The organism is Stenotrophomonas sp. SORGH_AS_0321, assembly GCF_031453215.1.
GTDB classification, from domain to species: Bacteria; Pseudomonadota; Gammaproteobacteria; order Xanthomonadales; family Xanthomonadaceae; genus Stenotrophomonas; species Stenotrophomonas chelatiphaga.
In genome coordinates, this window is the sequence record NZ_JAVIZG010000001.1 from 2,186,195 (window position 1) to 2,208,444 (window position 22,250).

Here is a 22,250-nt window from a genome sequence, read left to right on the forward strand (position 1 = left end):
TAGGCCCCTTTTCGTGTTTGTTGTATTCCGCACTCCGCCTCGAGCCACCAAGCTGCCCGCCCTCGATCCTTTCCTGTCGCCTCTCCCCTGCCATGAATTCCCTGCTTGCGCACCTCCGCACTGCCGCACGATGCCACGCCGACCGCGGTCACGTGGCACGCCGCCTGGAAGCGGCGGTGATGGCGGTGATCGTGGCCAACGTGCTGGTGCTGATGCTCGACAGCGTGGCCGACGTCCACCGCCAGCACGGCCGCCTGCTGCACACGCTGGAATGGATGTTCACCGCGCTGTTCACCGCCGAATACCTGCTGCGCCTGTGGCTGCTGCGCAGGCCCTGGCAGTACGCACGCAGCTTTTTCGGCGTGGTCGACCTGCTGTCGATCCTGCCGGTGTTCCTGGCCCTGCTGCTGCCCGGCCTGCATGTGCTGGCCGATGTGCGCCTGCTGCGGCTGCTGCGCCTGTTCCGTATCCTGCAGCTGCCGGTCTACCTGGAAGAAACCCGGCACCTGCGCCATGCCCTGGCCCGTGCACGCCGGAAGATCCTGGTGTTCATCGGGGTGATGGTGCTGCTGGTCATGCTGCTGGGCACGGTGATCTTCCTGGTGGAAGGTCCTGGCAATGGCTTCAGCAGCATTCCCGTCGGCGTCTATTGGGCCGCGGTGACCATGAGCACCACCGGCTACGGCGACATCACCCCGCAGACCGGGCTGGGTCGACTGATCACCGGCTGCGCGATCCTGCTCGGCTACGGCATCATCGCCTTTCCCACCGGCATCATGGGCGCGGAACTGTTCGCCGGTGCGATGCAGGGGCGCCCGCCCGCGCACGGCAATTGCTGCTGCGCCTGCCACGCCCCCCTTCCGCCGTCCCCGGCGACCCGCGCGCCGCAGGCCGGCGAGCACTGAGTACGGCGCCGATCAATCAGCGGGCGCATCGTCCTGCGCCGCGTCCCAGGCCTCCACCTGGCTGCGTACCTGTTCCAGCATCGCGTCCAGCCCGGGCCGGTCGTGCACCTGTCCACGCAGCACCACGGTGTTGATCGACCGGGTCGCGCTGATGTCCTGCAGCGGGTTGGCATCGAGCAGCACCAGGTCGGCGGCCTTGCCCGCTTCCACCGAACCGTAACGACCCAGCTGGCCGAACCAGGCCGGACCGGCGCGGGTCGCGGCCGCCAGTGCCTGCGGCGGCGTGAGTCCCTCGCGCACGAAAAGCTGCAGCTCCTGGTGCAGCCCGATGCCCGGATAGTTGAACGAATTGAGGAAGCCGGCATCGGTGCCGGCAATGATCGTCACCCCGGCCTGCTGCAGCATCGGCAGCACCGCGGCCACCTGGTGGTACTGCCGGTGGCGTGCCTGCACCTGCGCCGGCGTGGCCTTGGCGGCGCGCTCCACGCGCCATGCATAGGTCGCACGCAGGCCGGGCCCGATGTAGGCCAGGTACGGATCCTGGCTGTGGTCGTCCTGGTCGAGGAAATCCAGGATGCGTCCGCCGTTGAGCGTGGGCGTGACGAACACACCGCGACGGGCGAAGTCACGGTACGCCGCCATCGCGGTGTCCCGATCGAAGCTGGCATCCAGGCGCTGGTTGGCCTGGGCGCGGTCGATCCGCCCGGCCCCGAAGTCCGCGGCGATGGCGGCCTCTTCCCGGCTGCCGGCCTTGAACGCGTAATCCAGGTGCTCGATCGACGCCAGTCCCGCATCGACGGCCTGCTCCACCGTCAATGCCATCGGGATGTGCCCGGAGGCCTTCAGTCCCGCCTTGCGCGCCGCGCTGGCCGCATACAGGAACAGTTCGGGCTTCAAGGTACTGTCGGTGATCTTGACGAAGTCCACCCGGTCGCGGCGCAGCTGCGCGATCGCGGCATCCACGTCCGCCTCGCTGCCCACTTCCAGCGTGCCCTTCCAGACCGGCTTGAGGCCTTCGATCTTGGCGCCGGAGGTCAGCAGCCGCGGCCCTTGGAGCGCACCGCTGGCAATCTGCCCGCGCCATTGCAGTACCTGCTGCGGCAGGTCGCCGGACGCATCGCGCACGGTAGTGATGCCATGGGCGATGTATAGCGGAAGCAGCGCCTTGTTTTCCTCGATCAACGCCGGGCCACCACCGAAGTGCACGTGCATGTCCCACAGCCCCGGAACCAGGTAGCGGTTGCCCGCATCCACGCGCCGCGTCGCGGTCCACCGCGCGGCCATGGACGCGTCGTCACCGACGGCGACGATGTCCTCGCCGCGCAGGGCCACGCTCTGTCCGGGGACGGTACGTGCCGCTTCAACATCAACGAGGGTGGCGTGCTGGATCAGCACGTCGGCACGCTGTGGCGAAGCCGCCGACGCGGCGGGTACGCCGGCCACCGCAAGGGCTAGCAGGCACAGGGTTCTGGCAAACATGGCAGGCATCCGGTTGCGCGGCAGGCAGGCCGCGGGAACAAAGGCAGGCGTGCGCGCTGGCATGCCCGGGCGGCCCATGGTAGAAGTCGCCCTATCCATGCGGAAACAAAATAATTGAATATCAGCGATGAACCAGGCAAATAGATCACTGTTTGAACTGGACCTGCTGCGCGCACTGGTCATGGTCGCCGACTGCGGCAGTTTCACCGCAGCCGCCAGCCGGCTGCATTCCACCCAGTCCACCATCAGCCAGAAGGTGCGGCGCCTGGAACAGCTGGCCGGCCATCGGCTGCTGGAACGCGGTCACCGCGATGTGCAGCCCACCGACGCCGGCCAGACGCTGCTGGGCTATGCGCGCCGCATGCTGGGGTTGAACGACGAACTACTGCAGGCGCTCGCCGGCGCAACGGTGGCCACCACGCTGCGCCTCGGCGTGCCCGAGGATTTCGTCAATCCGACCACCACGCGCATGCTGGCTGCTTTCAACCGCGGCAATCCGCAGGTCCGGCTGGAAATCAGCAGCGGCCTGAGCCGCGACCTGGCGCATGGCTTTGACCATGGCGAGCTGGACCTGGTACTGGTCAAGCAGCGGCGCAACAGCCGACCCGCGGTGCATTGCTGGCCCGAACCGATGCACTGGATCGACGCCAGGGACGCGCCCAGCGCAGGCCAGGACGTGTTGCCGCTGGTCACCTTCCCGCCGCGTGGGCTGTACCGCGATGAGATGATCCATGCGATCGAAACGCTCGGCAGGCGCTGGAGGATCACCTTCACCAGTTCCTCGCTGAGCGGCATCCAGGGTGCGGTGGCCGATGGCATCGGCATCAGCCTGCTGCCACGGCGCGCGGTAACCGCTGGCCACCGCATCATCGATGGCGAGCACGGACTGCCGGTGATCGACAGTTACGAGATCGGCATCCTCTACCGTGACAACGCAGATGATGGCGTGCGCGCCCTGGCGCTGGAGCTGAAGCGCCAGGTCGACAGCCAAGCGCGGTGAGCGGGCCTGCTCAGGCGGTGCGCGGCGGCAGGATCCAGCGCCCGTGGCGCATCGAAATACGGTCCGACGGCACCCCCGCCACCGCGGCCGGGCCGTGATCGGCGCGTACCGCCGTGAAGGTCGCCGGCGCGCCTTCCTGCAGGCCATAGGCCGGCAGACCGAGCACCGCGGCGGCATGGGTGGTGACCATGTCCAGCGCCAGCTGCAGCTCGGCATCGGTGTAGAAGCCGGACCGGTAGCCGATCAACATCGCACGCTGCAGCAGGTCGCCGTTGCCATACGGCCACCAGCTGTCACGGATGTTGTCGTTGCCGGAAAACAGCCGCACGCCCTGCGCATGCAGTGCCGCCACCGGCGGGAACGGACGGTCGCCCGGTGCATTGGTCATGATCGCCACCTGCGCGCGTGCCAGCGCCTCGCCCACCTGTTGCGCACGGGCCAGCGGCACCTCGCCGAGGGCATACGCATGGCTGACCGCCACCCGGCCCTGCAGCCCGGCCGCTTCGGTCCGCGCACACACCTGCAGCAGCTGCGCCAGGCCCTGCTCGCCGGGCTCGTGCAGGTGCACGTCGATCCGCGCGCCATGCCGGTCGGCCAGGTCGAACAGCAGGTCAAGCTGTCCCTGCACGTCCCCGTCCAGGCCCTGCGGATCGATTCCGCCCACCACCTCGACCCCCTCCGCCAGCGCCTGCTGCAGCACGGCGGCCGTACCGGCGCAGGACATCACCCCGGCCTGCGGGAAGGCCACGTACTGGATGTCCAGCAGGTCGGCGCAGCGCGCATGCGCCTGCTGCACCGCGTGCAGGTTGTGCAGACCGGTGGTCGCATCCACATCGACGTGGCAACGCACCGCCACGGTACCCAGCGCGGCGATCTGCCGCATCAACGCCTCGGCGCGCACGTCCATCGGCGCGGCAGCCGCCAGCGCCTGCTTTTCCTGGGCCAGGCGCTCGCGCAGGCTGGCGACCGGCTGGTGCGGACGCCAATGGTCGCCCACGAAACTCTTGTCCAGGTGGATATGGCCGTCCACCAGCGCCGGCAGCACGGTATACCCGCGCAGGTCGACCCCCTCGCCGGCACCGGCGTCGGCCGGCACGCTGGCACCGAAGCGGCGGAACCGCCCGTGCTCGATCGTGAACGACAGCGGCTGGCCGACGGTATCGACCGCGCCATGGACATGCAGGGCCGTCATGCGGATCTCCTTCGATGAATGCAGCCGACCTTACGGCTTCGCGCGGCCGGACGGCCAATGAAATCGGTGCATCGCAGGCATCCATCCCGCCACTGCCAGGCACCCCGGCAGCGGGCCGCCTGCGGGAGCGGGTAGACTAGGCGCCACGCGTTTATTCCAGATGTCCATGGGCCCATTCGACCGCAACGACCGACTCCGCTGGCAGGCTGCTTCGCTGCTGGCCGCCGCGCCCGTGGCCGCCTTCGCGGCAACCGATCCGGCGCAGGAAGCGTCCATCGCAGCGGCAATGGCCAGCGGTCGCCACCATGTGGAACAGCTGCACCAGCGCGTGCTGGCCGGGCGCAGCGCCACCGCCACGTTGGAAGCCTGGTGCGCCGAACATGGCCTGGCCGGCAAGGCGCGGGTCCGCGCGGTACGGGTCCAGGGCGTGCAGCGCGATGCCCCCGACGACGTCCGCAGGGCGCTCCAGGTAGGCGCCAGCACGCCGCTGCGCTACCGGCGCGTGCAGTTGGCCTGCGGCCAGCGCGTGCTGTCCGAAGCGGACAACTGGTACGTGCCCGCGCTGCTGACGCCGGCGATGAACGGCCTGCTCGATGGCAGCGACGAACCCTTCGGCCGGGTGGTCGCCCCGCTCGGCTTCAAGCGCCAGACCCTGCATGATCAGACGTACTGGCCCGCGCGCGGCGACGGTGCCGGCGCCACCGTGCTTGAGATCCGTGCCCTGCTGCGGGACGGCGCGCAGCGGCCTTTCAGTTATGTGATCGAAAGTTACCTGCAGGGCGCGCTGCCGCACTGAGACGGGCTCCGCTCAGCGTTCGCGTTCCAGCGCCTGGGCGCTGCCGGTGAGCGCCGCACAGGCATGGTCCTGCAGTTCTTCGGCACTGGCCTCGTTGCCGCTTTCCGGGTCGACCCGGGTGGCCAGCAGCACGAAACCCGGCCCCCGATCGGCATCCTCGGCACCGGCCACCAGCAGGCTCCACTCGCCCATCGCCGCCAGCCCCACGCGTTGTTCCAGCAGGTGCAGCGGATTGGCGGTGAGCTGCTCGCCGGGCAGGTAAAGTGCCTGATAGGCGTGATCGCGCAACCGCGTCGGCAGCGGGCGCCACTGGCTGTCCAGGCCCGCCAGCTGCGCTGCGACCCCTTCGGCCACCTCGCCACGCAGGCAGTCGACATGGATGTGCAGCTGGTGCTGCGAGCGCCCGTGCGGCGAGTTCAACGCCAGGCTGGCGAAGCGCCGCGGCAGCGGCCGGCCCAGCGCCTGTTCGGTGAAGCGGCGGGCCTGCCAGGCAGCGGCAAAGTAGTTCGGCGAACCCGGCTGGTACAGCGCCGCACTTTCAATCCCGCTGATCTTGTCCAGCGGCATCAGCAGGTACTGGTACGCCCCATGATGGTCCTTGACCAGCACATGCCGGTGCAGCGCACTTTCATCCAGCAGCAGGCAGCCGGGTTGCCGGTCGGCGGGCCGGCAGTCGCGCTGGATCACCCGCCACAGCGCATCGGAGGCGGCCGGCGGCGGCGCTGGCGCAATGCTGGTACAGGCGGCAAGGCAGGCCGGCAGGAGGATCGGCAGCACGTAACGGGAAACAGAACGTAAGGTCACGAAACATGAGCAAGGCAGCAGGCCACGCAGTTTACCGCGTCGTCGCCCAGCGGCCGTGGCCAAGGACCGTGCAACGACCGCCTGCCGTTACTCATCGACAGTGCCCACGTGATCACCGCCGTGCGCTGCGGACCGCCGTGCACTACGCGCCGGTCCGTGCTCAGTCGGCACGCACCAGCAGGCCGGGGCCGATGTCGGCGATGCGACGCGCGCCGGTGAGGGTCATCGCCACCCGCATCTCCTTGGCCACCAGGTCCAGCAGGTTGGCCACCCCGGCTTCTCCGTGGGTGGCCAGAGCGTAGACGAAGGCACGCCCCAGCAGCACCGCATCGGCGCCCAGCGCCAGCATGCGCACCACGTCCAGTCCACTGCGGATGCCCGAATCGGCGAGGATCTTCAGCTCGCCCTTTACCGCATCGGCAATGGCCGGCAACGCGCGCGCGGTCGACAGCACGCCATCCAGCTGGCGCCCGCCATGGTTGGACACCACGATGCCGTCGGCACCGAAGCGCAGCGCATCGCGTGCGTCATCCGCATCCAGGATGCCCTTGATGATCATCGGTCCTTTCCAGAATGCGCGGATCCATTCCAGGTCCTTCCAGCTGATCGAGGGATCGAAGTTGCTGCCCAGCCAGCCGATGTAGTCGGCCAGCCCGGTCGGGTTGCCGCGGTAGGCTGAAATGTTGCCCAGGTCGTGCGGGCGCCCGCGCAGCCCCACGTCCCAGGCCCAGCGCGGATGCGCCAGCACCTGGCCGGCACGCCGCAATGCAGCATTGGGACCGCTCATCCCCGAATGCATGTCGCGGTAGCGCGCGCCGGGTACCGGCATGTCCACGGTGAACACCAGCGTGGTCACCCCGGCCGCCTGTGCGCGTTCCAGCGCATCGCGCATGAAGCCACGGTCGCGCAGGACGTACAGCTGGAACCACATCGGCCGGTTGATCGCCGGGGCGACCTCTTCGATCGGGCATACCGACACCGTGGACAGCGTGAACGGGATGCCGCGACTGGCCGCAGCGCGCGCCGCCTGCACTTCCCCGCGCCGGGCGAACATGCCGGTCAGGCCGACCGGTGCCAGCGCCACCGGCATCGCCAGCGTCTCGCCGAACAGCTCGGTCTGCAGGTCCAGTTCGGACATGTCGCGCAGGACGCGCTGGCGCAGCGCGATGCCGGCCAGGTCCTCCACGTTGCGCCGCAACGTGTGTTCGGCGTAGGCGCCGCCATCCACGTAATGGAACAGGAACGGCGGCAGCCGGCGCTGCGCCGCTGCGCGGTAGTCGGTGGAGGCGGAAATGATCATGGCCCGACTATGGGTGCAGTCTGCGCCGCCAGGCAATCCACCTTTCGGCGCATGGCCGGGTTACAGCTTCTTTTCGACCTTGCGCATCACGGTCAGCACCACTACGCACATCAGTGTCACGCCGGCGGCGATCACATACGCGCCGATACCGACAGCGATGCCGACGGCGGCGGACATGATCAGCGAACTGGCGGTGGTGAGGCCGCTGACCTCGCCATCGCGCGCGCCACGGATGATGGTGCCCGCGGCGATGAAGCCCACGCACGCCACCACCGCCTCGATAAGGCGGATCGGATCAACCTGCAGCAGGTCGCGGTACTGGTCCTGCTGGAAGTGTTCGGCCACCGAATCACCGAGCCCGACGATCAGCGCCGCCGCGCCGGCCAGCAGCATGTGCGTGCGCAGTCCCGCCGCATGCTTGCCCAGTTCGCGTTCGAAGCCGATGACCCCGCCGAACAGCATGGCCGCCGCCACCCGCAGCAGCAGGGAGATATCCTGGCTGACATCCATCGCACGTCTTCCCTTGGTCAAACCGTGAAGGTGGCCGGAACGCCGTGCGAGGACCGTGAAAGCCGTTGGCTTACTGCGCCAGGTAACCGCCATCGATGGCGTAGTAGGTGCCGGTGGCGAACGAGGCCGCATCGCTGGCCAGCCAGGCCACCAGCGCGGCGACCTCTTCGGGAGTGCCGAGCCGCTTGAGCGCGTGGCGGCCTTCCAGCGTGGCCCGCACCTTGGGGTCCATCTGTTCCAGCAACGGGGTGCTGATGAAGCCGGGGCCGACCGCGTTGATGCGGATCTGGTCGGACGCATGCTCCCATGCCGCGGTCTGGGTCAGCCCCACCACGCCGTGCTTGGCTGCCGCGTAGGCCACCGATCCGGCATACCCCACCTGGCCCAGGATCGAGGCCATGTTGATGATGCTGCCGCCGTTGCCGGCCTTGCGCATGGCCTGGATCTGCGCGCGCTGGCACAGAAACACGCTGGTCAGGTTCACGTCGATGACCTTGCGCCAGCCGTCCACGGGGTAGTCCCCGCTGATCGCGGCCGGTCCGGCGATGCCGGCGTTGTTGACCGCGATATCCACGCTGCCCAGTTCAGCCACGGTGCGCGCCACGGCCGCTTCCACGGCCGCCTCGTCGGTGACATCCAGCGCGATGCCGATCGCTTTTACACCCTTGCCGCGCAGCGCTTCGGTGGTGGCATCGACCGCCTCCTGCTTGAGGTCCCATACCGAGATGGCGGCACCGGATGCGGCAAGCATTTCCGCCACGGCCAGGCCGATCCCGGACACACCGCCGGTCACGATCGCGGCCTTGCCCTTGAGTTGGTAATCAATCATTGCTCGACTCCTGTTGCGTTGGTCTGGATGGACGTCCATCCGTTGCCGACAACCGTACGCCGCACGGCGTGAGGCGCCCGCATCATGCGTCCACGGCGTGTGCAACAGGCCTTCCCATCGCTGCAACAACCCAGGCCCTATGCTCGGCGCACGGGCCCTGCCACGGCCCCTCCTCCCCCAATGAAGGATGCTTGATGCCAACCGATGACAACCTGCTGTTCTCTGCAACCCGCCTGGGCGGGATCGACCTCGCCAACCGGGTGGTGATGGCACCGCTCACCCGCAACCGCGCACTGCCGGACCGCGTCCCGACGCCGCTGGCGGTCGAGTATTACGGGCAGCGCGCCAGCGCCGGGCTGATCATTGCCGAAGCCACCCAGATCAGTCCGCTGGGCCAGGGCTACCTGGACACACCGGGCATCTACACCGATGCACAGGTGCAGGGCTGGAAGGCAGTGACCGACGAAGTCCACGCCCGCGGCGGAAAGATCGTGCTGCAGCTGTGGCACGTCGGCCGCATCTCGCACATCAGCCTGCTGCCGGAAGGCGAAGTGCCGGTCGCGCCCAGTGCCATCCGCGCAGACGCGAAGACGTTCACCGCCAACGGTTTCGAGGATGTTTCAGCGCCGCGCGCGCTCGCCCTGGACGAGATCCCTGCATTGATCGAGGACTACCGCCGGGCCGCGCACAACGCAATCGAAGCCGGCTTCGACGGTGTGGAAGTCCATGCGGCGAACGGTTACCTGATCGACCAGTTCCTGCGCGATGGCAGCAACAAGCGCGAGGACGCCTACGGCGGCAGCATCGAGAACCGTACCCGCCTGTTGTTCGAAGTGGTCAGCGCGGTCGCCGGCACCATCGGCGCGGCCCGCACCGGTGTGCGCCTGTCCCCCACCACGCCGGCAGGTGATGCGCATGACAGCAATCCGCAGCCGTTGTTCGAACGTGCCGTGGAACGGCTGGACGGGATCGACGGGCTGGCCTTCGTGCATGTGATCGAAGGGGCGACCGGCGGTGACCGTGACAACATTCCCTTCGACTACGCGGCGCTGCGTTCGCGCTTCGGCGGTGCGTGGATCGCCAACAACGGCTACGACAAGGCACGTGCCGAGGCAGCAGTGGCATCGGGCTACGCAGATGCGGTGGCCTTCGGCCGCGCGTTCATCGCCAACCCGGATCTGGTGGAGCGGCTGCGCCGCGATGCACCGCTGGCCCAGCTGGACCAGTCCACGCTGTACGGCGGCGGCGCGGAGGGTTACACCGACTACCCGTCGCTGTAGCAACGCCGGCCGGTGGGTGACGACCGTCTTGTCGTCACGCTTCTGCGTCCCGCTGCGCTCGCCGAGCGTGGCTCGGCGCTACCGCGTTGCGGAACGCGGGTGGGTGACGACCGTTGGTCGTCACCTCCCTCGCCGCGATCAGCGGACCACGGTGTCCTGCAGCTGCACATCCACCACCTGCAACGGCTCGGCCGCGTTGCGGCCCAGCTGCAGCTGATACGTGCCAGCGGCAATCTTCCACTGGCGCGCGGTCGGATCAAAGTCGGCCAGGGTCTTCGGCTCGGCTTCGATGCGGATCCGGCGCTGCTCACCCGGCTGCAGGTTGACCTTGTCGAAGCCGACCAGCCGGATCGGCGTGGTGTGGCCCTGCGGCAGCTTCAGGTACAGCTGGGCCACGTCGGCGCCGGCACGCGCGCCGGTGTTGCGCACGTCCACGCTGGCCACCACACGCTGCCCTTCCACGCTCACCTGCAGGTTCCCGTAGGCGAAGCTGGAATAGGACAGGCCATGGCCGAAGGCGAAGGTCGGCACCAGGCCCTTGGCCGCTGCCCACTTGTAACCCACGTTGGCGCCTTCGATGTCGAAATCGAAGATGTCCACCGCCGGCTGCTTCGGGTTGAAGCCCAGCCCCGGTACGTGCGGGCGCGGCAGCTGCGATTCGTCCACCACCCACGTCACCGGCAGGCGACCGGACGGATTGACCTTGCCGGTGAGCAGTGCGGCGATGCCCTCGCCACCGCGGATGCCCGGGTACCACGCCTGCAGCAGCGCCGGCACCTGCGCCAGCCACGGCGTACGCACCGGGCCGTTGGTTTCCAGCACCACCACGGTCTTCGGGTTGGCCTTGGCCACCGCACTGATCAGCGCGTCCTGCTGGTCGGGCAGCTGCATGTCCGGCAGGTCGACCGATTCGGCCGACCACTGCGTGGCGAACACCAAGGCGACGTCGGCCTGTGCAGCCGCCCGCGCGGCGGCGGCCGGATTGCGGCCATCCACGTAGGTGATCTGGGCATCAGGCCGCTCGGCGCGCAGCGCCTCCAGCGGCGATGACGGATGGAAGATCACCGGGCCCGGCCAAGTGGTCGGCATCACGCCCGGCACCGCATTGGTGCCCTTTGCCGTGATCCCCACCATCGACGAGCCACCGCCGCCGATCACGCCCTTGTCGGCGTGACCGCCGATGATCACGATGCGTTTCACGCTGTCGGCCAGCGGCAGCAGGTTGCCTTCGTTGCGCAGCAGCACGCTGCCCTCTTCCACCGTGCGCTGGGCCGCGGCATACCCGGCTTCCACGTCGATCGGCTGGTGCTGCGGCGGGTTATCGAAGTTGCCATGCAGGAACATCGTGCGCAGGATGCGTGACACCATGTCATCCAGCCGCGCCTGCGGCACGGTGCCACCGGCAACGGCCAGGCGCAGGGGCTGGTCGAAGAAGGTGGTGGCATCGAACACTTCGCCGGCCGACTGCTGGTCCAGGCCGGCCAGCGCCGCCTTCGAGCCGCTGTGCACGCCACCCCAGTCGGACATCACGAAACCGGGGAACTTCCATTCCTGCTTCAGCACCTGGTTCATCAGGTACGGATGTTCGCAACCGTAGATGCCGTTGATCTTGTTGTAGGAACACATTGCCGAACCGGGCTTGCCGAGTTCGATTGCGATCTCGAACGCCAGGAGGTCCGACTCGTGCATGGCCTGGTCGCCGATCTGCACGCTGTGGAAGTTGCGTCGGGTCTCCATGTCGTTGAGCGCGTAATGCTTCATCGTGGAGATGACGTGCTGGCTCTGGATGCCGCGGATCGACTCACCCACGATCACCCCGCCCAGCAGCGGGTCTTCGCCGGCGTATTCGAAGTTGCGCCCGTTGCGCGGATCGCGCTGCAGGTTGACGCTGCCACCGAGCAGGATGTTGAAGCGCTGCTGCCACGCTTCGCGGCCCATGGTGGCGCCGCCGACATAGGCGATCAGCGGGTTCCAGCTGGACGCCGTTGACGGACCGGACGGCATCGCGGTGGCGAAGTCGCCCTTGCGGATGCCGCCGGGGTTGGTCACGCCGACGCCGGCATCGGCCGACTGCTGCGCCGGAATGCCCAGCCGCGCCACGCCCGGCACAAAACCGGCCGACCCGACCGCGCCTTCCGGCAGCGGACCGCCGTCCTTGCCCAACCCGAAGTAGCTGCGCAGCATCTGGAATTTTTCGTCCTGGGTCATCTCACCCAGCAGCAGGCGGGTGCGCTCGTCGGCGCCCAGCGTGGTGTCCATCCATGGCTGCGACGGCGTGGCGCCCTGCGCATACGGCAGGGCCAGCAGCTGCGCCTTCAACGCCTTGCCGCTGGCATCGCGCAGCTTCAGGTCCGATGCGCGGCCTTCGCCGAAGCCGTTGCTCGCCACACCGGATACACCGCTGGCAACGAAACCGTCGGTGGCCACCGAGCCCGGCGCCAGCAGCACCGCCGGCGCACCCAGGCGCGAGGACTGCAGCAGCGCCGGCAAGGCCGTCGCATCCGCGCTGGCCTGTGCATACAGCGCCACCACGTGGCGCTCGTCGGCCAGTCGCAGGTAGCCGCGACCGACCTGTTCCGGGCCGGATTCGGCCTGCACCGGGATACGGCTCAGCAGCACCTGGCCCTGCGCTGTGCCTTGCGCATCCACGTCCGCCTGGACGAATCGATAGTCATAGCCGAGCTGGTCGGCCAGGGTCTGCAGCGGATCGATCGCGCCCACCGGACGCTCCACGTCCAGCACGGCCACCACGTCGGCCTGGACCTCGCCCAGCTGGGTGACCAGCGACGGCACGTCAGCAGCCAACGGCGCCTTGTCCAGCGCCAGCACGTTGAAGGACGCCGCGGTGTCGGCGGCGAAGGCGGGAACGGAAAGCGCCAGCGCGATGGCGGCGGAAAGGGAGAGCTGCTTTGTAATCGTTTTCATCGACAGACGTTTCAAACCCGATGCCTGCGCAGTCGGTCCTGGAAAGGGTGCCGCCGAAGGGAGCAGCGCTAGCCCGCATGCAGGCCTCGCCGAAGCGGTGCTGCAGGGGCCGGGGCGGAGCGGGCCTGCGCACGGACCCCTCCGTCCGGCGTGACAACCTGCTCCTGGATTGCGGGGCAATCCAACAGGTGAAGAGTGGTCGAGGGGGTTTGCTGCTGTCAACCTTCGTCGCATGCGGCGAAGGTCGGATGGACGACTGGAGCCGCCTGCGTGCATCGGCTATTGTCATGGATCGATCCAAGGAAGGAATCCAGCATGTCCCGTGCCCTGAGCAGCACCGCCCTCGCCGTCTCTCTCCTCGCCCTGGCTGCCTGCGGGTGGACCGCCTGGCGCCAGCAGCAGGCGCAATCACCCGACCAGGTACTGCAGGCCCGGGGACTGGTCATCCGCGATGCGCAGGGCCAGCCGCGATTGATCCTGGGGGCACCGGTCCCCGATCCCGCTGGCGGTGGAAAACCGCTGGGTCCGCGTGCGGCGCCCTTGTCCGGCGTGGTGCTGTTGGGCCCGGACGGCGCCGAGCGCGGCGGCTACGGCACGCTGGACGTGGGCGGCGAAGCGATCCTGACGTTGGACGATGCCACCGGCGCGACCGAAGTCTTCAAAGTGGTCGCCAACCCGGATCGCGGCGCCACGCTGATGGTCAAGCACCAGAACAACACCGGCGCGATGTTGACCTCCTGGCAGGGCGCGCCGGAACTGATGTTCGTGGACGATAGCGGGAGGTCGTTCTACGTGCGGCCGGGGATGCCTTCGGCGCCGTAGGCGCGTGGGTCGAACGGGTGGGACCCCCTCGCGGGTGGCTTTGTTGCTGGCTACGTGCTGGGGGCCGGGCGGTGGGGCTGCGCGGGGGACGGCAAAAGCCGCATCCATGCGGGCCTCGTTTCGCGCCATCCATGGCGCTCAACGCCCCCGCCCAGCCCCACCGCCCGGCCCCCGGACAGGTTCCGGTGGCCGCCACCCGCGTTGAAAAAATAATAAAGGCAGGGGTCAGAGTCCTTTCGCGTAGCGAAAGGACTCTGACCCCATTCCCCCCCTTCCCCCCTGCCTTGTCCATGGCCACCTTGGACCTGTCGAAGGTGGGGCGGGGTGGCTGTGCAGGACCGTCTTTTCGCATGGATGCGAAAAGCGAGCCTCCATGGACGGATTCACGGCGTGTCCTGCACAGCCACCCCGCCCCGCCATCAAGCAGCCCTGAAGCCGTTGCCGTTGCCGTTGCCGTTGGCCGTTGCAGTTGCCCTTGCCCCGGCTTGAAAAAAGCAGGTGCCGGGGCGCAGCCCCGGCAAACCGACACCCCATCAGCGCGGGCCGAACATCAACTCCAGGTCGTTGCCCTGCGGCATGCCCGAACGGCGCTGCACGTGCCCGTCGGCATCCTTGAAAAGGATCCCCGGCGTGCCCTGGAAGCCCATTTCCACCATCAACGCCTGGTTCGCATCCAGCTTGCGCGACGCATCGGCACTGATCGCCACCGGCTTGATGCCACCACGGTCAAACGCGTGCTCGTTCTCCAGCAGCGCAGCGCTCGGATCGGCCGCCGACAGGATCGCCGCCGCCTTGCCCGGACTGTCTTCGCGGATCACGCCCACCATGATGTGGCGCAGCTGCACCTTGCCGGCATCCACCCACGGCCGCGCCGCCTCCCAGAACCTGTGGCAGTACGGGCAGTTGGCATCGCTGAAGGTGTACACCACGCGCGGCGCACCTGCCTTGCCGTCGGCAACCCACGCACTGGATTCAAGCTGCGACCAGATCTTCTCGGTCATCGGTCCGGCCACCTTTTCGGTCAGCAGGTCGCGCGCGACGTCATTGCCCTGCGCATCGAACAGGCTTCCCACCACCACATGCTTGCCATCGGGAGTGAGATACGCCGCCGCCGGCTGCTGCCCGCCGACCACGCCGGCAAACCCGCGCAGGCCACCGGGCGCCTCGAATTCCGAAACGACGTCGAAGCCGAGTTTCTGCAGGCCCTTGATCGGAGCCGGGACCGCGGATGCGTCACCACTGGCACCTGCCGCGGGAGGCGTTGCCTGCGCGGCGTTTTTCGGCGTCTGCGCCTCGCCACAGCCGGACAGCGCCAACAGGATCGGCAACACCAGCGCCGCGGGTGCGACGCGCAGATTCGTGGAAAACATGACAACTCCTGATTGAATGCTCGCGCAGGCTACCGCAGCCGACGCAGTTTGTGCTCGAGGCCTGCAGCGGTCAGTTCGCCCAGGTGCAATTCGCGAAGGTTTCCTTCGCGGTCGAAGAACAGCGTACTGGGATACGCCTGCACGCCCATCGCCTGGCCCGTCAGGGCGGGTTCGTCCAGCAGCACGCCCTGCAGGCCGGGTGCATGCGCGCGCAGGAATCCCTGCACCGTGGCCACATCCTCGCCCTGGTTGACGAACAGGAAGCGCACCTGCGGGTGCGCCCGCTGCGCCGCCGCCAACACCGGCATTTCGCGGATGCACGGACCGCACCAGCTGGCCCACAGGTTCACCACCACGGGGCGGCCCTGCCCCGCCGCCAGCCCGACCGGCTGGCCAGCCAGGTCCTGCAGTACCAGCTCCGGAAGCCGGACCTGCGCGGCCTGCCAGTGCTGCAGCCCGGCGCTCGCACCCCACCAGCCACCCGCGGCGAGCAGCGTCGCGGCAAGCACGGCCGGGCGCAGCGGAGGATGCCGGCGCAGCTTCCAGGCGCCCCAGCCCGCGGCAAAGACGAAGAATCCGCTGGGATCGAAACCGCCATCACCGATCCGCAGGATCGACCAGGGATCATCCAGGTACAGTGGCGCGGCGCGCAGCACGAAGACCGCGCGTGCAGCCAGCAGGCCCAGCAGGAACATGTCCACCAGCAAGGCACTGGCAGGCCGCCACGAAATACCGGGGGGACGTGGCCACAGGCGTGCCACCAGCAACGCCAGCAGCAGGAATGAAACAGCCAGTGCCACCGGCAGCGGCACTGGTCCCAGGCTCATCATCACGGGTGCGTCATCAACGGGTCCTGCCCTGCACGTTCAACCAGAGCGAGGGTCGTTCACCCTCGCGACGGCGGCAAGCCACAGGACAGGTGTCCATTCAGGCTGCGTGCCGGTCGATCGGACGGATCGGGCTGCCCATTGGCGACGTTCCGGCCTGCGCGGCGCGCTGCTTGCCTGCCACCATGCGCCGGTACGTTGCCGGGGTCATGCCGACGATGCGCAGGAACAGGCGGCGGAATGCGCTCTGGTCCGCATACCCGACGCCCCATGCCACTTCATCGATCGCCCCGCCCAGTTGCAGCAGCAGCTGCGCCTTGGCGATACGCAGCCGCTGGCAGTACTCGATCGGGCGCAGCCCGGTGGCCTTCAGGAAGCGACGCTGCAGCGTACGCGGCTCCAGCCCCGAGGCCTGGCAGATCGCACCCAGCGTGGCACCGCGTGCAGCCGTGGTATGCAGCCAACGCTGCGCCTTGAGCACGTCGCGATCACCATGGGCGAAGTTGGCACTGAAACGCTCCAGGTCCTGCTGGATACCGGCAGGCACGACGATGCCCTGCTGGTGTGCCACCGCGGCCATGACGCCCTGGCCGTGCACCCGGTAAAGCAGCCGCAGGGCGAGGAAACGCCAGGCCTGGGAACCGGTGACGGTCAGCAGGTCACCATCGTCCACCAGCAGCCGCTCACTGGGAACCCAGCTGCCGCCCTGCGACGACAGCCCGGGGAAACGGGTGGCGTCCACGCTGGCAACGGTCCGGCCAGCGAGCAGGCCGGCACGCGACAACACGCCGATTCCGTCATTTACCGCCGCCATCAGGCTCCCGCCGTCGTAGTGGGCGCTCAACCAATCCAGCAGGACCGACTCATCACGGATCTGTCCGTTCTGGCTGACCTGCCCGGGCAGGGCAATGATCGCAGGCACGGTCGCATCCAGCATCTCCGCGCCAGCCACCCGCTGTGGTCCACCGCCATCGCTGGCCATGATCCAGCGCGACACCAGGATACGTGCCGTATGCCGGCCCTGTTGCTGCGCCAGCCGGTTCCCGACATGTGCCATCTCGGCCAGCATCGATGCAGCCGACGGGTCTGCGCCCGGATATTCCACTACTGCGATTTCAGTCAGCTCGTTCTTGTTTGCGTCCATCAGCTCCTCCTCTTGCCTCCCGCGAACAGAGCCGCCGCCATTGACGGCGAGGCTCTTCGGTGGATGCAGGTTAGGAATCGCGTACAGGCCGAGGCTATGAAGAAAGCTGCAAACTGCGTCAGAAGCCTTGCTTTTCAGCAGCTATTGACTCTAGACCTCACTCAAGGGTTGATGATGGTCACATTCGGAGGGCTTTATGAATATTGGTGAACTCTCGCGCCGTGCCGGTGTGCCTATCGATACCGTCCGCTATTACGAGCGGCAACAGCTGTTACCGACCGCCCGACGCTCCGCGGCCGGCTATCGGATATTCGACGATGACGCGGTGCAGCGGCTTCGCTTCATCCGTCGCGCCAAGGCGCTGGGCTTTCGCCTGGAAGAAGTCGGCGACCTGCTGATGCTGTCGGCCGAACGCGGCGGCGACATGGCCAGCGTGCGCCAGACCGCCGCTGCCCGCCTGGCCGACATCGACCTGCGCATGCGCGAACTGGAGCGCATGCGGCATGCACTGGCGCACCTGGTCGACGCCTGCCCCGGGCATGGCGCGATGGTCGGCTGTCCGATCATGGCCGCTCTGCAGGAGGAACTGGAATGAGTGCAGGTGCACCCCGTTCGTGCTGCAGTGGAGCGGCCGCCTCCGCGCCCCTCCCCGCAGCAACCGCGCGCGACCCGGTCTGCGGCATGTCCGTCGACCCGGCCAGCACGCCCCACCACGCGCATCACGACGGGCAGGACTGGTATTTCTGCGCCGCCCGTTGCCGGCAACGTTTCCTGGCTGACCCGCAACGTTTCCTGCAGCCGCAGGCGGCACCGGCAGCGGCCGTCGAGGGAGCGCAGTACACCTGCCCGATGGATCCTGAAATCGTGCAGGACGTCCCGGGCACCTGCCCGATCTGCGGCATGGCGCTGGAACCGATGATGCCGACGCTGGATGACGGCGCGAACCCGGAGCTGACCGACTTCCGCCGGCGCTTCTGGTGGTCGCTGCCCCTCAGCCTGGCCACCATGGCGCTGGCGATGCTGGCGATGACCCCGCTGCTGCACGGCCTGGCCCCGGCCCTGCGGGTGGGCGTCGAAGCGCTGCTGGCCAGTCCGGTGGTGCTGTGGGCGGGCTGGCCGTTCCTGCAGCGCTGGGCGCAGTCGATCCGCAACCGCAGCCCGAACATGTGGACACTGATCGGTACCGGGGTGATCGCCGCTTACGGCTACAGCCTGGTCGCCACCGTTGCCCCCGGCCTGTTCCCCGCTTCGTTCCACCAGCACGGCCAGGTCGGTGTGTATTTCGAAGCGGCGGCGATGATCATTTCGCTCACCCTGCTCGGCCAGCTGATGGAACTGCACGCGCGCGCACGTACCTCCGGCGCGCTCAAGGCACTGCTCGGGCTGGCGCCGAAGACCGCACGGCGCATCGATGCCGACGGCAGTGAACACGACGTCATGCTGCAGCAGATTGCCAGCGGCGACCACCTGCGGGTGAGGCCCGGCGAAAAAGTACCGGTGGACGGAACGGTGCTGGAAGGCCGGTCGCACCTGGACGAATCGATGCTGACCGGCGAACCACTGCCGGTGGCCAAGGCGCCCGGCGATGCGGTGATCGGTGCCACGATGAACGGCTCGGGCAGCCTGGTGGTCGTGGCTGGGCGCGTGGGCGAGGACGGCGTGCTGGCGCAGATCGTGCAGCTGGTCGCGCAGGCCCAGCGCTCTCGTGCGCCGATGCAGAGGATGGCCGACCGGGCCGCGTACTGGTTCGTGCTGGCAGTGCTTGGCGTCGCCGTGCTGACCCTGCTGGGCTGGGGCCTGTTCGGCCCTGCGCCATCGTGGACGCATGGCGTACTAAATGCGGTGGCCGTGCTGATCATTGCCTGCCCCTGCGCGCTGGGGCTGGCCACGCCGATGTCGATCATGGTCGCTACCGGACGGGCCGCCCAGCACGGCGTGCTGTTCCGCGATGCGCAGGCCATCGAAACGCTGCGCGGCATCGACACCCTGGTGCTGGACAAGACCGGCACGCTGACCGAAGGCCGGCCGGTGTTCGGGCAGCTGGCTGCCGCTGACGACTCGCTGGATGCCACGCAGCTGCTGCAGCTGGCCGCCAGTGTCGACCAGGGCAGCGAACACCCGCTGGCGATGGCGATCGTGGCCGAAGCCCGCGCGCGCGGCCTGGCCCTGCTGCCGGTCGAGGATTTCGATTCGATGACCGGACGCGGGGCCCGCGGTCGCGTCGGCGAGCGCACCCTCCTGATCGGCAACCGTGCGCTGATGGAAGAGAACAGCGTGATGCTGCCTGCCGGACTGCTGCAGCGCGCCGATGCACTGCGTGCCGATGGTGCGAGCGTGATGCTGCTGGCACTCGATGGCACGCTTGCGGCGGCGTTGTCGGTGGTCGATCCGATCAAGCCGACCAGCGCCGAGGCCGTCCGTGCACTGCGCGCCGATGGCCTTCGCATCGTCATGGCCAGCGGCGACGCGGAACGGACCGCGCGGGCGGTCGCCACGCGGCTCGGCGTGGACGAGGTCCACGCCGACATGCGCCCGGAAGCCAAGTCCACCCTGGTCAGCCGGCTGCAGCAGCAGGGTCGCCGCGTGGCGATGGCCGGCGACGGCATCAACGATGCGCCGGCACTGGCGACCGCCGATATCGGCATCGCCATGGGGCACGGCACCGACGTCGCGATGTCCAGCGCGCAGGTAACGCTGGTCAAGGGTGACCTGCGCGGCATCCTGCGCGCACGCCAGTTGTCGCGTGCCACGGTACGCAACATGAAGCAGAACCTCGGCTTCGCATTCGCTTACAACGGGCTGGGCATTCCGGTCGCTGCCGGGGTGCTGATGCCGTGGGGAATCAGCCTGTCGCCGATGCTCGCGGCGGTGGCGATGAGCCTGAGTTCGGTCTCGGTGATCAGCAATGCACTTCGGCTGCGTTCGCAGCGTCTACCGGGCGTCTGAATCGGCATGCAGAAAACTGCAATAAATGCTTGCCAACCCCAGTACCCATCGCTATGATTTCGCACCTCAGCGACGTGGGGCCATAGCTCAGCTGGGAGAGCGCCTGCATGGCATGCAGGAGGTCAGCGGTTCGATCCCGCTTGGCTCCACCAAACTTTCGGCATTAGGCCGTCGAAAGGTCGCGAATAAATTGATGAGCAATGCGTCCCCATCGTCTAGAGGCCTAGGACATCACCCTTTCACGGTGGCGACCGGGGTTCGAATCCCCGTGGGGACGCCACTCATCTGAACAACCGGGACCCGGACGAAACCGGGTCTTTTTTGTTCATCGCCTTCGGCCTTCACGGGCGTGGCGCTTGTCGGGTCTTCACTTCGGTGGGTGTATCCTTCAATTGCCGGGAAGCTTCAAAAAAGCTTCCACAAACGTGAATAAGCCGGTATGATAGGCGGCTCGGTTACACGGGGCCATAGCTCAGCTGGGAGAGCGCCTGCATGGCATGCAGGAGGTCAGCGGTTCGATCCCGCTTGGCTCCACCACTTTCGACATTAGGCCGTCGAAGGTTCTACAACTTGAAGTTTTTCGTGCGTCCCCATCGTCTAGAGGCCTAGGACATCACCCTTTCACGGTGGCGACCGGGGTTCGAATCCCCGTGGGGACGCCAGTTTCAAAACGGAAACCTGACCCATCAGGCAACCGGGTTTCAATGGGGCCATAGCTCAGCTGGGAGAGCGCCTGCATGGCATGCAGGAGGTCAGCGGTTCGATCCCGCTTGGCTCCACCACTCCAGGCATTAGGCCGTCTGGATAGCAGTACAACTCAAGTTTTCGTGCGTCCCCATCGTCTAGAGGCCTAGGACATCACCCTTTCACGGTGGCGACCGGGGTTCGAATCCCCGTGGGGACGCCAATTCTGCAAAAACCCGGCTTCGGCCGGGTTTTTCTTTTCCTGCGTTAAGCTGCCCGCATGTGCTATTCCGCCCAGATCCGCGCCGACTACGCCAAGCTGGTCCGTCATTACGGCGCGACGATGTCGCTGGACGAATTCTCCCGCCTGTACACCTTCGACCCGGCCAAGAAGCGGCCGAAGACCCCGAAGGCGATGGACGATGGATTCCGTGGCGCACGCACCGACGCCGGCCGCGATATCGTGGCGATGATCCAGCAGTGGCATGCGCAGGAACAGAGCGAACTGGAAGGCGAACTGCGTCGCCAGCATGAGCGGCGCACCGTTGCCCAGGCTGCCGTGGCCAGCAAGCCCACACAGAAGGCGCGCAATGAGCTGCGCATCGCCGGCAACCGAATCGAACGCGCGCAGTCGCGCCTGGACGACCTGCAGCGCAGCCAGCAACTGCCGCGCGACAACCGCATCTTCCCCGGCACCTATGCGCCGGTGATCGTGGCAGAACAGGGCCAGCGGGTGATCAAGCCGATGCGCTACCAGTGCCGGCTGCCGGACAAACCCGCGCGCAACGACGTGCTGTATCCGGGCACCTACAACGCGCGCCGCGACAGTCTGGAAGGCTACTGGCGCGGCGCGTTCGGTCATCGCCACGGGGTGGTGGTGGTGCAGTCGTTCTACGAGCACGTTCCGCGCAAGGGCCTGCCGCTGCAGGCCGCCGATGACGAAAGCGACGTGGTGCTGGAATTCCAGCCGCAGCCACGCCGCGACCTGCTGATCGCCTGCCTGTGGGCCGAATGGGAAGGCCCCGAAGGGCGCCTGGTGTCGTTTGCGGCGGTCACCGACGAGCCGCCGCGCGATGTCGCCGCCACCGGCCACGACCGCGGCATCGTGCCGATCCGCGAAACCCATCTGGATGCGTGGCTGAACCCGGACCCCAACGACCTGGCCGCGCAGTACCGGATCCTCGACGACCGCGAAGACATCCACTACGCGTGGAGCGAAGCGGCCTGAGGCCTACCCGTGGCGCGTGCTTTTGTTTACACTACGCGGCCACGCTGCCGGTGTGGCGGAATGGTATACGCAGCTGACTCAAAATCAGCCGGGGGTGACCCCATGAAGGTTCGAGTCCTTTCACCGGCACCAGCACGAAAAAAAGCCAGGCCACCTGCCTGGCTTTTTCATTGGTAGTGACGGCCGCTGGCCGTCATGCCCCATGCCCG

The 22,250-nt window shown here is 67.8% G+C and carries 18 protein-coding genes and 7 tRNA genes; 15 read left to right on the forward strand and 10 right to left on the reverse strand.

All coding sequences use genetic code 11. The annotated features are described in order from the left end of the window. Positions 1–152 precede the first annotated feature (152 nt). Positions 153–905, forward strand: coding sequence for an ion transporter (locus QE373_RS09515; RefSeq protein WP_309685816.1), 753 nt, complete (start codon positions 153–155; stop codon positions 903–905). 12 nt (positions 906–917) lie between these two features. Here the strand turns inward: QE373_RS09515 and QE373_RS09520 are convergent, their stop codons facing one another. After that, the gene (locus QE373_RS09520) at positions 918–2,384 is read right to left on the reverse strand and encodes an amidohydrolase family protein (RefSeq protein WP_309685818.1); all 1,467 of its coding nucleotides are present in this window, start codon (positions 2,382–2,384) and stop codon (positions 918–920) included. Positions 2,385–2,511: 127 nt separating this feature from the next. Here QE373_RS09520 and QE373_RS09525 point away from each other — a divergent pair, with 127 nt between their 5' ends. Further along, positions 2,512–3,384 (forward strand): LysR substrate-binding domain-containing protein, encoded by an 873-nt coding sequence (locus QE373_RS09525; RefSeq protein WP_309685820.1) that lies wholly within the window; start codon positions 2,512–2,514, stop codon positions 3,382–3,384. 10 nt (positions 3,385–3,394) lie between these two features. On the opposite strand, the gene QE373_RS09530 is transcribed toward QE373_RS09525, so the two are convergent. After that, positions 3,395–4,576 carry an amidohydrolase family protein gene (locus QE373_RS09530; protein ID WP_309685822.1) on the reverse strand — a complete coding sequence of 394 codons (1,182 nt, stop codon included), beginning with the start codon at positions 4,574–4,576 and terminating at the stop codon, positions 3,395–3,397. Positions 4,577–4,742: 166 nt separating this feature from the next. Here QE373_RS09530 and QE373_RS09535 point away from each other — a divergent pair, with 166 nt between their 5' ends. After that, entirely contained in the window at positions 4,743–5,372 is a 630-nt protein-coding gene (locus tag QE373_RS09535) for a hypothetical protein (protein WP_309685824.1), read from the forward strand. A 12-nt stretch (positions 5,373–5,384) separates the two neighbouring features. Here the strand turns inward: QE373_RS09535 and QE373_RS09540 are convergent, their stop codons facing one another. The 4 genes from QE373_RS09540 to QE373_RS09555 all read right to left on the reverse strand — a co-directional run bounded on the left by QE373_RS09540 (position 5,385) and on the right by QE373_RS09555 (position 8,815). After that, positions 5,385–6,176, reverse strand: a complete 792-nt coding sequence (locus QE373_RS09540; protein ID WP_309685825.1) for a CDP-diacylglycerol diphosphatase — start codon at positions 6,174–6,176, stop codon at positions 5,385–5,387. Positions 6,177–6,336: 160 nt separating this feature from the next. Next, on the reverse strand, positions 6,337–7,476 hold the full coding sequence (gene lldD / locus QE373_RS09545; RefSeq protein WP_057508630.1) for an FMN-dependent L-lactate dehydrogenase LldD: 1,140 nt from the start codon (positions 7,474–7,476) through the stop codon (positions 6,337–6,339). A 60-nt stretch (positions 7,477–7,536) separates the two neighbouring features. Further along, positions 7,537–7,986: an MgtC/SapB family protein gene (locus QE373_RS09550; protein WP_309685828.1), complete on the reverse strand. Its 450-nt coding sequence runs from the start codon at positions 7,984–7,986 to the stop codon at positions 7,537–7,539. Between the two features lie 70 nt (positions 7,987–8,056). Next, on the reverse strand, positions 8,057–8,815 hold the full coding sequence (locus tag QE373_RS09555) for an SDR family NAD(P)-dependent oxidoreductase (protein ID WP_309685830.1): 759 nt from the start codon (positions 8,813–8,815) through the stop codon (positions 8,057–8,059). Between the two features lie 194 nt (positions 8,816–9,009). Here QE373_RS09555 and QE373_RS09560 point away from each other — a divergent pair, with 194 nt between their 5' ends. Further along, positions 9,010–10,095 carry an alkene reductase gene (locus QE373_RS09560; RefSeq protein ID WP_309685832.1) on the forward strand — a complete coding sequence of 362 codons (1,086 nt, stop codon included), beginning with the start codon at positions 9,010–9,012 and terminating at the stop codon, positions 10,093–10,095. A gap of 138 nt (positions 10,096–10,233) precedes the next feature. On the opposite strand, the gene QE373_RS09565 is transcribed toward QE373_RS09560, so the two are convergent. Next, positions 10,234–13,020, reverse strand: a complete 2,787-nt coding sequence (locus tag QE373_RS09565) for a glycoside hydrolase family 3 C-terminal domain-containing protein (RefSeq protein WP_309685834.1) — start codon at positions 13,018–13,020, stop codon at positions 10,234–10,236. Positions 13,021–13,335: 315 nt separating this feature from the next. Between QE373_RS09565 and QE373_RS09570 the strand changes: the two genes are divergently transcribed. Next, on the forward strand, positions 13,336–13,842 hold the full coding sequence (locus tag QE373_RS09570; protein ID WP_309685836.1) for a hypothetical protein: 507 nt from the start codon (positions 13,336–13,338) through the stop codon (positions 13,840–13,842). A 533-nt stretch (positions 13,843–14,375) separates the two neighbouring features. Here QE373_RS09570 and dsbG read toward each other — a convergent pair. The 3 genes from dsbG to QE373_RS09585 all read right to left on the reverse strand — a co-directional run bounded on the left by dsbG (position 14,376) and on the right by QE373_RS09585 (position 17,183). Further along, complete coding sequence (dsbG, locus tag QE373_RS09575; protein WP_309685838.1) at positions 14,376–15,212, reverse strand: thiol:disulfide interchange protein DsbG; 837 nt, start codon at positions 15,210–15,212, stop codon at positions 14,376–14,378. Between the two features lie 29 nt (positions 15,213–15,241). Continuing rightward, positions 15,242–16,039 carry a TlpA disulfide reductase family protein gene (locus tag QE373_RS09580; protein WP_309685840.1) on the reverse strand — a complete coding sequence of 266 codons (798 nt, stop codon included), beginning with the start codon at positions 16,037–16,039 and terminating at the stop codon, positions 15,242–15,244. Between the two features lie 100 nt (positions 16,040–16,139). Next, positions 16,140–17,183: a helix-turn-helix domain-containing protein gene (locus tag QE373_RS09585; protein WP_309685842.1), complete on the reverse strand. Its 1,044-nt coding sequence runs from the start codon at positions 17,181–17,183 to the stop codon at positions 16,140–16,142. 196 nt (positions 17,184–17,379) lie between these two features. On the opposite strand from QE373_RS09585, the gene QE373_RS09590 reads away from it, so the two are divergent. The 10 genes from QE373_RS09590 to QE373_RS09635 all read left to right on the forward strand — a co-directional run bounded on the left by QE373_RS09590 (position 17,380) and on the right by QE373_RS09635 (position 22,173). After that, a complete protein-coding gene (locus QE373_RS09590) occupies positions 17,380–17,778 on the forward strand; it encodes a heavy metal-responsive transcriptional regulator (protein ID WP_309685844.1) in 399 nt (132 codons plus the stop codon). Continuing rightward, the gene (locus QE373_RS09595; protein ID WP_309685846.1) at positions 17,775–20,129 is read left to right on the forward strand and encodes a heavy metal translocating P-type ATPase; all 2,355 of its coding nucleotides are present in this window, start codon (positions 17,775–17,777) and stop codon (positions 20,127–20,129) included. The genes QE373_RS09590 and QE373_RS09595 overlap by 4 nt, the downstream gene beginning before the upstream one ends. A 76-nt stretch (positions 20,130–20,205) precedes the next feature. Continuing rightward, positions 20,206–20,281, forward strand: a tRNA-Ala gene (locus tag QE373_RS09600). 52 nt (positions 20,282–20,333) lie between these two features. After that, a tRNA-Glu gene (locus QE373_RS09605) sits at positions 20,334–20,409 on the forward strand. Between the two features lie 181 nt (positions 20,410–20,590). Further along, positions 20,591–20,666: transfer RNA gene (locus QE373_RS09610), tRNA-Ala, on the forward strand. Between the two features lie 49 nt (positions 20,667–20,715). Next, positions 20,716–20,791 (forward strand) — tRNA-Glu (locus QE373_RS09615). 44 nt (positions 20,792–20,835) lie between these two features. After that, positions 20,836–20,911 (forward strand) — tRNA-Ala (locus QE373_RS09620). A 49-nt stretch (positions 20,912–20,960) separates the two neighbouring features. Next, positions 20,961–21,036, forward strand: a tRNA-Glu gene (locus QE373_RS09625). Between the two features lie 57 nt (positions 21,037–21,093). After that, positions 21,094–22,041, forward strand: a complete 948-nt coding sequence (locus QE373_RS09630; protein ID WP_309685848.1) for an SOS response-associated peptidase family protein — start codon at positions 21,094–21,096, stop codon at positions 22,039–22,041. Positions 22,042–22,087: 46 nt separating this feature from the next. Further along, a tRNA-Leu gene (locus tag QE373_RS09635) sits at positions 22,088–22,173 on the forward strand. The last annotated feature ends 77 nt before the right edge of the window (positions 22,174–22,250 follow it).

Coding starts and splice junctions, on each gene's coding strand:
- QE373_RS09555 (WP_309685830.1), bottom strand. CDS start 8,815: ATGATTGATTACCAACTCAAGGGCAAGGCCGCGATCGTGACCGGCGGT.
- QE373_RS09595 (WP_309685846.1), top strand. CDS start 17,775: ATGAGTGCAGGTGCACCCCGTTCGTGCTGCAGTGGAGCGGCCGCCTCC.
- QE373_RS09525 (WP_309685820.1), top strand. CDS start 2,512: ATGAACCAGGCAAATAGATCACTGTTTGAACTGGACCTGCTGCGCGCA.
- QE373_RS09550 (WP_309685828.1), bottom strand. CDS start 7,986: ATGGATGTCAGCCAGGATATCTCCCTGCTGCTGCGGGTGGCGGCGGCC.
- QE373_RS09580 (WP_309685840.1), bottom strand. CDS start 16,039: ATGAGCCTGGGACCAGTGCCGCTGCCGGTGGCACTGGCTGTTTCATTC.
- QE373_RS09560 (WP_309685832.1), top strand. CDS start 9,010: ATGCCAACCGATGACAACCTGCTGTTCTCTGCAACCCGCCTGGGCGGG.
- QE373_RS09570 (WP_309685836.1), top strand. CDS start 13,336: ATGTCCCGTGCCCTGAGCAGCACCGCCCTCGCCGTCTCTCTCCTCGCC.
- dsbG (WP_309685838.1), bottom strand. CDS start 15,212: ATGTTTTCCACGAATCTGCGCGTCGCACCCGCGGCGCTGGTGTTGCCG.
- QE373_RS09530 (WP_309685822.1), bottom strand. CDS start 4,576: ATGACGGCCCTGCATGTCCATGGCGCGGTCGATACCGTCGGCCAGCCG.
- QE373_RS09590 (WP_309685844.1), top strand. CDS start 17,380: ATGAATATTGGTGAACTCTCGCGCCGTGCCGGTGTGCCTATCGATACC.
- QE373_RS09630 (WP_309685848.1), top strand. CDS start 21,094: ATGTGCTATTCCGCCCAGATCCGCGCCGACTACGCCAAGCTGGTCCGT.
- QE373_RS09585 (WP_309685842.1), bottom strand. CDS start 17,183: ATGGACGCAAACAAGAACGAGCTGACTGAAATCGCAGTAGTGGAATAT.
- QE373_RS09565 (WP_309685834.1), bottom strand. CDS start 13,020: ATGAAAACGATTACAAAGCAGCTCTCCCTTTCCGCCGCCATCGCGCTG.
- QE373_RS09520 (WP_309685818.1), bottom strand. CDS start 2,384: ATGTTTGCCAGAACCCTGTGCCTGCTAGCCCTTGCGGTGGCCGGCGTA.
- lldD (WP_057508630.1), bottom strand. CDS start 7,476: ATGATCATTTCCGCCTCCACCGACTACCGCGCAGCGGCGCAGCGCCGG.
- QE373_RS09535 (WP_309685824.1), top strand. CDS start 4,743: ATGGGCCCATTCGACCGCAACGACCGACTCCGCTGGCAGGCTGCTTCG.